Source organism: Anaerotignum faecicola, assembly GCA_024460105.1.
Classification (GTDB): Bacteria; Bacillota; Clostridia; order Lachnospirales; family Anaerotignaceae; genus JANFXS01.
Genome location: JANFXS010000266.1, coordinates 1 through 457, shown reverse-complemented (window position 1 = coordinate 457; position 457 = coordinate 1). Strand labels below are relative to the sequence as shown.

At 44.2% G+C, this 457-nt stretch carries 1 protein-coding gene; it reads right to left on the bottom strand.

From position 1 onward, the window contains the following. On the bottom strand, positions 1-457 hold a 457-nt coding region (locus tag NE664_13885; GenBank protein MCQ4727724.1), incomplete at both ends, for a terminase large subunit.

Sequence of the window (457 nt, the reverse complement as noted above, 5' to 3'; positions counted from 1 at the left end):
GACATATGCGTCCAGTAGACCGGCCATACCGTCAATTCGTCGCGTACCCTGATTCCCTTTGCATGGCTGAATATTGTCGTTTTTATCAACATCAACCGAGGTATTTGTCAGACACCATTTCAGAATCGGATTATTGTTATAAACCACTCTCTTTTTTGCCAAGTCAGCTCCAAGGGACTTCATCGGACTGCTCAGCGTTTTCTTGCCCTGAATAACGGGTTCCATCGTCGTGAGTCCGAAGGTGTTTTTCATATCCTCCACAAAATACGATGCTGACCACGAGTCGTACCCACACTTAAACAGGTAGATGTCAAGTTCGTTCTGCACTTCTTCGAACCACTCTTTGACGTATTTGTAATGTACCTTATTTCCTGGACTTAATCTCAACAATCCCTGTTCAGCCCATAAGTCATAAGATATCTTATCCTCTCTTACGCGCTGCTCTAACAGATCTTCC